This window comes from Selenomonas sp. (assembly GCF_052169755.1).
Classification (GTDB): Bacteria; Bacillota; Negativicutes; order Selenomonadales; family Selenomonadaceae; genus Selenomonas.
In genome coordinates this window covers 1-6,838 of record NZ_JBQNBV010000109.1, presented here as the reverse complement: position 1 = coordinate 6,838, position 6,838 = coordinate 1, and the positions used below count along the sequence as shown (strand labels likewise).

Annotated in this window: 8 protein-coding genes; 7 read left to right on the top strand and 1 reads right to left on the bottom strand. The window is 55.9% G+C overall.

What is annotated here, in order from left to right:
• The 7 genes from ACTTKG_RS08070 to ACTTKG_RS08040 all read left to right on the top strand — a co-directional run.
• Positions 1-185, top strand: a 185-nt coding sequence (locus ACTTKG_RS08070; RefSeq protein ID WP_442673708.1) for an rRNA maturation RNAse YbeY, incomplete at its 5' end; no start/stop codon positions are given.
• Positions 166-1,059 carry a GTPase Era gene (gene era / locus ACTTKG_RS08065; RefSeq protein WP_442673707.1) on the top strand — a complete coding sequence of 298 codons (894 nt, stop codon included), beginning with the start codon at positions 166-168 and terminating at the stop codon, positions 1,057-1,059. The genes ACTTKG_RS08070 and era, both read left to right, overlap by 20 nt.
• A gap of 28 nt (positions 1,060-1,087) precedes the next feature.
• Positions 1,088-1,795, top strand: a complete 708-nt coding sequence (locus ACTTKG_RS08060) for a DUF502 domain-containing protein (RefSeq protein ID WP_442673706.1) — start codon at positions 1,088-1,090, stop codon at positions 1,793-1,795.
• On the top strand, positions 1,776-2,549 hold the full coding sequence (gene recO / locus ACTTKG_RS08055; RefSeq protein ID WP_442673705.1) for a DNA repair protein RecO: 774 nt from the start codon (positions 1,776-1,778) through the stop codon (positions 2,547-2,549). Before ACTTKG_RS08060 ends, recO begins: the two co-directional genes overlap by 20 nt.
• Before the next feature lie 83 nt (positions 2,550-2,632).
• Positions 2,633-3,622, top strand: a complete 990-nt coding sequence (galE, locus tag ACTTKG_RS08050; protein ID WP_442673704.1) for a UDP-glucose 4-epimerase GalE — start codon at positions 2,633-2,635, stop codon at positions 3,620-3,622.
• 86 nt (positions 3,623-3,708) lie between these two features.
• Positions 3,709-4,713, top strand: coding sequence for a nuclease (locus ACTTKG_RS08045; RefSeq protein WP_442673703.1), 1,005 nt, complete (start codon positions 3,709-3,711; stop codon positions 4,711-4,713).
• A 351-nt stretch (positions 4,714-5,064) separates the two neighbouring features.
• Complete coding sequence (locus ACTTKG_RS08040) at positions 5,065-5,622, top strand: gamma carbonic anhydrase family protein (protein ID WP_006191537.1); 558 nt, start codon at positions 5,065-5,067, stop codon at positions 5,620-5,622.
• A 115-nt stretch (positions 5,623-5,737) separates the two neighbouring features.
• Here ACTTKG_RS08040 and ACTTKG_RS08035 read toward each other — a convergent pair whose 3' ends face one another.
• Complete coding sequence (locus tag ACTTKG_RS08035) at positions 5,738-6,388, bottom strand: cation:dicarboxylate symporter family transporter (RefSeq protein ID WP_442673702.1); 651 nt, start codon at positions 6,386-6,388, stop codon at positions 5,738-5,740.
• Positions 6,389-6,838 lie beyond the last annotated feature (450 nt).

The window sequence follows — 6,838 nt, the reverse complement described above, 5'->3', positions numbered from 1 at the left end:
ACGGCATGCTGCATCTCCTCGGCTACGACCATGTAGAAGAGGCGGAGCGGCAGGAGATGGAGGAGGAGCAGCGCCATGTGATGGCGGCGCTCGGCGTGACGCGCGAGGAAGCGGCGGAAGGCTCTGCAGAATGCACGGAGCAAACGACAGCGAAAGGGGAGAACGATGGAAAAGGCAAAGCATAGATCGGGCTTCATCGCTGTCGTCGGGCGGCCGAACGTCGGCAAGTCGACGCTCATCAACAGCCTCATCGGGCAGAAGATCGCCATCATGAGCGACAAGCCGCAGACGACGCGCACGCGCATCCTCTGTATCCTGACGGAGCCGGACGCGCAGATCGTCTTTCTCGACACGCCGGGCATCCACAAGCCGCGCCACAAGCTCGGCGAATACATGGTGCGTGCAGCGGAAAACACCTTGAAGGAGGTCGACGCCGTCTTTTTCGTCGTCGATGTGACGGAGAAGATGGGCCCGGGCGAGCGCTATATCTTAGAGCGCCTGCAGGCGACGAAGTGCCCGTGCATCCTCGTCGTCAACAAGCTCGACCTCATCGAGAAGCCCGCCGTGCTGCCGATCCTCGAAAGCTACATGAAGGCATATCCGTTTGCGGGCGCCGTGCCCATATCGGCGAAGGAAGAGGTGAACCTCGACTCGCTTCTTGCGGAAGTCAAGAAGTATCTGCCCGAAGGACCTGCCTACTATCCGGAAGATATGGTGACGGATCAGCCCGAGCGCCTTATTGTGGCGGAGCTCGTGCGCGAGAAGGCGCTTCTCGCGACGCGCGACGAACTGCCCCATGCCATCGCCGTCGACCTCGATGAGATGAAGGAACGCCCGAAGGGAGGCTTCTACATCCGCGCGACGATCTATGTGGAGCGCGAGTCGCAGAAGGGCATCGTCATCGGCGTGAAGGGCGCTCTTCTGCGCGAGATCGGCGCACAGGCGAGGAAGGACATCGAGATGCTTCTTGGCGCGAAGGTCTTCCTCGACCTCTGGGTCAAGGTGAAGAAGGACTGGCGCAACCGCGAGGGCGTTCTGCACAACTTTGGCTTTGAATGAGAGGAAATAGGGAAAGGGCGGCAGCAGGATGAACAAGGTATCGAAACGCTTTATTAACGGTCTTATCCTTCTCGTGCCGCTGGCCATCACGGTTTTCGTCGTGACAGAGGTGCTGAATTTCACGGAGATTGTGCTTGGCAGGCATTTTCCCGTCTATTATCCGGGCATGGGCATCGTGACGGTGCTGCTCGTCATTTATCTCGTGGGCTGGCTCTCGTCGTACTGGTTCATGAAGCGTGTGATTTCCTATGGCGAATGGCTGCTCGGCAAGATTCCCGTCGTGAAGTTCATTTACAACAGTGTCAAGCACCTTTCGACCGCCGTTTTTGAGTCGAACAACATGTTTGACCACGTCGTGCTCGTGCCGTTTCATCAGTCGCGGGCGCTCGGCTTCGTCATGGCAGAGGTGCCGGCGGTATTGCGCGAGAAGCTCGGCGACGACTACGTCTGCGTCTTCGTGCCGTGGAGTCTCAACATGACCTCGGGTACGAACCTCTTCGTCAAGAAGAGCGACGTCATCTATCTCGACATCAGCAACGAATCGGCGCTGCAGTACATGCTGACGGCGGGCGCCGTCATGCCGCAGCGGCAGTCGTCGGGAGAGATGCAGGATGCGGGATCTGTGACGCGGTTGGCGGATGAGGTCGTGGCGGCGTCGCAGGAACAGGTTTCGTGTGCAGGCGCAGGGAAACGTGCGAACGAGGGAGCCGAACCGCATGGCACGCCGCAGCGCTGAGGCGCTCGTGCTCGCCACGAGAAACTGGGGCGAGGCGGACAAGATGGTGTCGCTCTTGACACGCGAGTGCGGGCGCATCGAGGCGGCGGCGTTCGGCTGCCGCCGCCCGAAGAGCGCACTTGCGGCAGGGATGCAGGTGTTCAGCCACCTCGACGTGGAGCTTACGGAAGGCGGCAGGGTCTGGACGGTGCGGCAGTGTTCGCTCAAGGGGCGGTTTCGCCGTCTCTCGGAAGACCTCTCGGTCATGGCATACGGCTCCTTCGTGGCAGAACTGGCGCTTGCGCTTTTTCCCGAACACGAGCCTGCGCCCGATACTTTCGACCGTCTGCTGCAGATTTTCTGCGCTTTTGAGGAGCGCAATCCGCGCCTCGTGGCGCTGGCGGCGGCGTATCAGCTCCTCGCACTCGCGGGGCTTTCGCTTCATCTTGCAGGCTGCGTCCACTGCGGTGCGCCCTTTGAAGAGCCGATGTCCGTCGACATCGGCGAGGGCGGCGCATTGTGCGCGGATTGCCGCAAAGAGGATGTGCCGCTCTTTTCTGCCGAATGGAAGGCGTTCATTGAGAAGCTGACCGCTCTCGACTGGCAGGCGTTTCTCTCGCCGCAGAAGGCGGCAGATGTGCGCTCTCCGGCGCCGTTTTCCGTCAGAAAGCAGGAACTTCTGGCAGCGGAAAGTCTGCTGCTCGCTTACCTGCGTGCGCTTTTCGGCAAGCCGTTGCGCTCGCTCGCCTTCATCGCACAGATCGGCGGCGTTTGAAGCGTTTGCCGCTTGCCTGTGGCGAGGGCATGAGGAGCGTTTCGCGATAGTTTTTGGCAATATATTTGGAGGGGGATTTTTCCGTGGCAATTCTGGTTTGCGGCGGCGCCGGCTACATCGGCTCTCATGCCGTTCATCAGCTCATTGAAAAGGGCGAAGAGGTCGTCGTCGTTGACAATCTGCAGACGGGTCATCGCGGTGCGATTCACGCACGGGCGAAGTTTTACGAAGGCGATATCCGCGACCGCGCCGTGCTCGATGCGATCTTCACGGAGAACGAGATCGAGGCTGTGATTCATTTCGCGGCGAACTCGCTCGTGGGCGAGAGCATGGAGAAGCCGCTTCTCTATTTCAATAACAACGTCTACGGTATGCAGGTTTTGCTCGAAGCGATGGTGCGGCACGGCGTCGACAAGATCGTCTTTTCCTCGACGGCGGCGGTCTACGGCGAGCCGAAGCGCGTGCCGATTTTGGAGGACGATGCCACGGAGCCGACGAACACCTACGGCGAGACGAAACTGACGATGGAGAAGATGATGAAGTGGGTCAGTCGTGCCGATGGCGTTCGCTATGTGTCGCTTCGCTACTTCAACGCGGCGGGTGCGCTCTCAGACGGCTCGATCGGCGAGGATCACAAGACGGAGACGCATCTGATCCCGCTGATCCTGCAAGTGCCGAACGGCAAGCGAGCGTACATCACGATCTACGGCGATGACTACAAGACGCCCGACGGCACCTGTCTGCGCGACTACATCCACGTCGTCGACCTCGCCGATGCACATGTGCTCGCACTCGAATACTTGCGGAAGGGCGGCGAGAGCGACATCTTCAACCTCGGCAACGGACAGGGCTTCTCGGTCAAGGAAATGATCGCTGCTGCAGAAAAGGCGACGGGCAAGAAGATCGTAGCAGAAATCGGCGCACGCCGTGCGGGCGACCCCGCGCAGCTCATCGCCTCCAGCGACAAGGCGCGCCGCATCCTCGGCTGGCAGCCGCACTTCACCGACGTGGAAGAAATTATTGCGACGGCATGGAAATGGCACGAGAAGCATCCTGCTGGGTATGGGGAGTAACTTTCTGGCTAAAGTGCGTAATCGGTGCTATAATGATGACAGAGCGTGGAAGGGAAACCGTTTTCACACAACAAGGAGAAATCCTAATGCCAGAGAAACCAGGAGCTTCCTATCAAAATCCGACATATGATCAACATGCTAAGCGTCTGCTTTCGCAAAGAACGATCATGGCACGTCTCTTGAAGCGAACTGTGCCGGAATTCGAGGACGCTGCAATCGCTGACATCGCAGAAAAATATATCGAGGGCACGCCGCAGATCAGCGAGATTCCCGTGGACAGGGATAAGACGAATACCGTAAGAAACAGGAAAGATTCGCCGAAAGAATTCCTCGGTGATGCCACGGAAAACATCGGCATCACGGAAGGATGGATTCGCTTCGATATACTTTTCCACGCGAGAGTTCCCCAATCGGGTGAACGCATCACCTTGATTATCAACGTTGAGGCACAGCGGACACAGAAAAGAACGAAGCTGGGCTACGCACTCCTGCGCCGAGCCGTCTACTATGCGAGCCGCTTGATTTCTTCGCAGAAAGAAACTGAATTTACAGGATCATCCTACGATGAAATCAAGAAAGTCTACAGTATTTGGCTTTGTATGGACTCCCCGGACGGCAGGAGCGCCATCAATCGTTATGACCTTGCCGAGCATCATATTCTGCACCATCATAAAGAAAAGCGTGCTGACTATGATTTGATGAGCATCATCACGGTTTATCTTGGAAATGAACGACAGCAGGACGAGGATTGGCTCATTCGATTCCTGCAGATCTTGTTCAAGGACACGGAAATATCTCCGGCAGCGAAGAAGCGGCTTTTAAAAGATGAATTTGATATGGATATAAGTGCAGATATAGAAGAGGAGATGAGGACAATGTGCAATCTGAGTACAGGCATCTATGAACAAGGCATGGAACATGGCATGGAGCGCGGCATGGAACGCGGCATGGAACGTGGGCGCGAGGAAGGAAAGGTTGATATTGTCCTGGAAATGCTGCGAAATAAGCTGCCGCTTGAAATGATCGCAAGTATGTCGAAGTTTTCTTTGGAAAAAGTGAAAGAACTTGGCAAGATGCACAGCTTGCTTTAATTCATGGAATTTTCGTGTTCTGCTGAAGCTGGTTCTGATATGTATAAGCTACATGCACAAACGTCCACTTCGTGGACATTGTGCGCCGCCCTTACAGAAGCCTAGCCAATCGGTCTGCACCTTCGGCTTGACCTCTTGGGGCTTCATGGTAAAACCGCTCCTCTACTGCTCGGACGAGTAAGGAAAGGAGCGGTTTTATGTGTTTGATACAGAATTATCTTTCGCCCTTGTTCTCTTCTATGGGAGATCCTGTTGTGTCTGCATTTGGGTACGATATATTCCCTTTCCGCGCCAATCGTTGTATAATAGGATGCAGTGAGCAAATCCAATCGAAGAAAAGGAGCGAGTCTTATGTATACGCTTTCCAGCACGGAATTTCATGGTATCAAGCCGCAGATCGATGAGGAGGCTTTCGTCGCGCCGCAGGTGTTCCTTTCGGGCGATGTGCGCGTCGCGAAGTACGCGAGCCTTTGGCCGGGCGTTGTTGCGCGCGGCGATGTGAATTATATCTCCGTTGGCGAGTGCTCGAATGTGCAGGATCTCGTCTGCCTTCATGTGGCGGATGACAATCCGTGCATCATTGGCGACTATGTGACGATCGGTCACAGCGCCGTCGTGCACGGCGCGGAGATCGGCAACCATGTCCTCATCGGCATGAATGCGACGGTTCTGACGGGCGCGAAGGTCGGCGAAGGCTCGATCATCGCCGCAGGGGCGCTCGTGCGCGAGAATGAGGTCATTCCGCCGAACTCCCTCGTCGTCGGTATGCCGGGCAAGGTCGTGCGCACGATTGACCGCATCAAGACGATTCATGCGCAGGCGATCAAGTACAAGTGCGAGTGGGCGATCGAGTACGGCGTTTATCCCGAAATCGGCGGCGAGAAGTATCACGGCGAGCATATCATCTGACATTTGCATGAAGCTCTCTGTTAAGAAAATGCTGATAAACTGCACGCACAAATATAACGAAAAGGAACCACGTGTCTATCGCGTGGTTCCTTTTCGTTATATTGATGATGGAAAGTTATCCTTCGTGTCGCGGCATGAGATCGGCGGTGGCGAGGGTGCCTTCTTTGGCGCGTTCTGCAAATTCAGCGGTGGCGGTGAAGAGGACGTCGCTGGAGCTGTTCAAAGCCGTTTCGCACGAGTCCTGCAATACGCCGATGATGAAACCGACGCCGACGACCTGCATGGCGATGTCGTTGTGGATGCCGAAGCTCGCGCAGGCGACGGGGATAAGCAGAAGCGAGCCGCCCGCGACGCCCGAAGCGCCGCAGGCGCCGACGGTCGAAATGACGCAGAGAAGCAGCGCGGTCAGCATATCTACTTCGATGCCGAGGGTGTGCGCGGCGGCGAGGGAGAGGACGGCGATCGTGATGGCGGCGCCGCTCATGTTGATCGTTGCACCAAGCGGAATGGAGAGGGAGTAGCGTACGATGGGGCGCATGGAAGCGCTGGCGTCAGCGTTCTTCTGCGCCATAGCGTTCATGACGAGCACGAATACGAGGACGGGCGCGACGCCCTTGAGCGCTTTGACAAAGAGATCGCCGAGGATGGCGATCGCAGGTACGACCTGTGGCATGGTGACGGCAACGATGATACCGAGCACGAGACCGATGGCGATAAGTTTAATCAGGGCAGTTTCTTGATATTTTCTGCCGATAGAGCCTAGCAAGGAAATTCCTCCTTTGATGATAAATTACACGCACAAACGTCCGCTTTGTGGACATTGTGCGCCGTCCTTAATGAAAGGTATCCAATCCGTCTGCGCCCTTTGGGCTTGACTTCTTGGACTTTCATGTTAAATGGTTGCAGAGTACTTTGATAGTATATTATAAAGAAGGAGAAGTTGCAAGGTTTTTCTGTCTTTATGTATCTTTACAGTGGACAAAGACAAGAAATCCTTCTTCTAGGAACCTATAATACGATGAAATAATGCCCGAGATTTGAGGATGATAAATCTCGGGTATTATTTTTGTGCTTAAGGAAACCCGGATAAAATGAAGTCACCCGGATGCGATGCGCTCTTAAAGCGAAATCACCTGATTCATGCGCTCTAAGAGCGGCAGATCGTGTGTGATGACGATGAGCGTGCCGCCCCTTTTGTCGAGTTCTGCGAGTATGG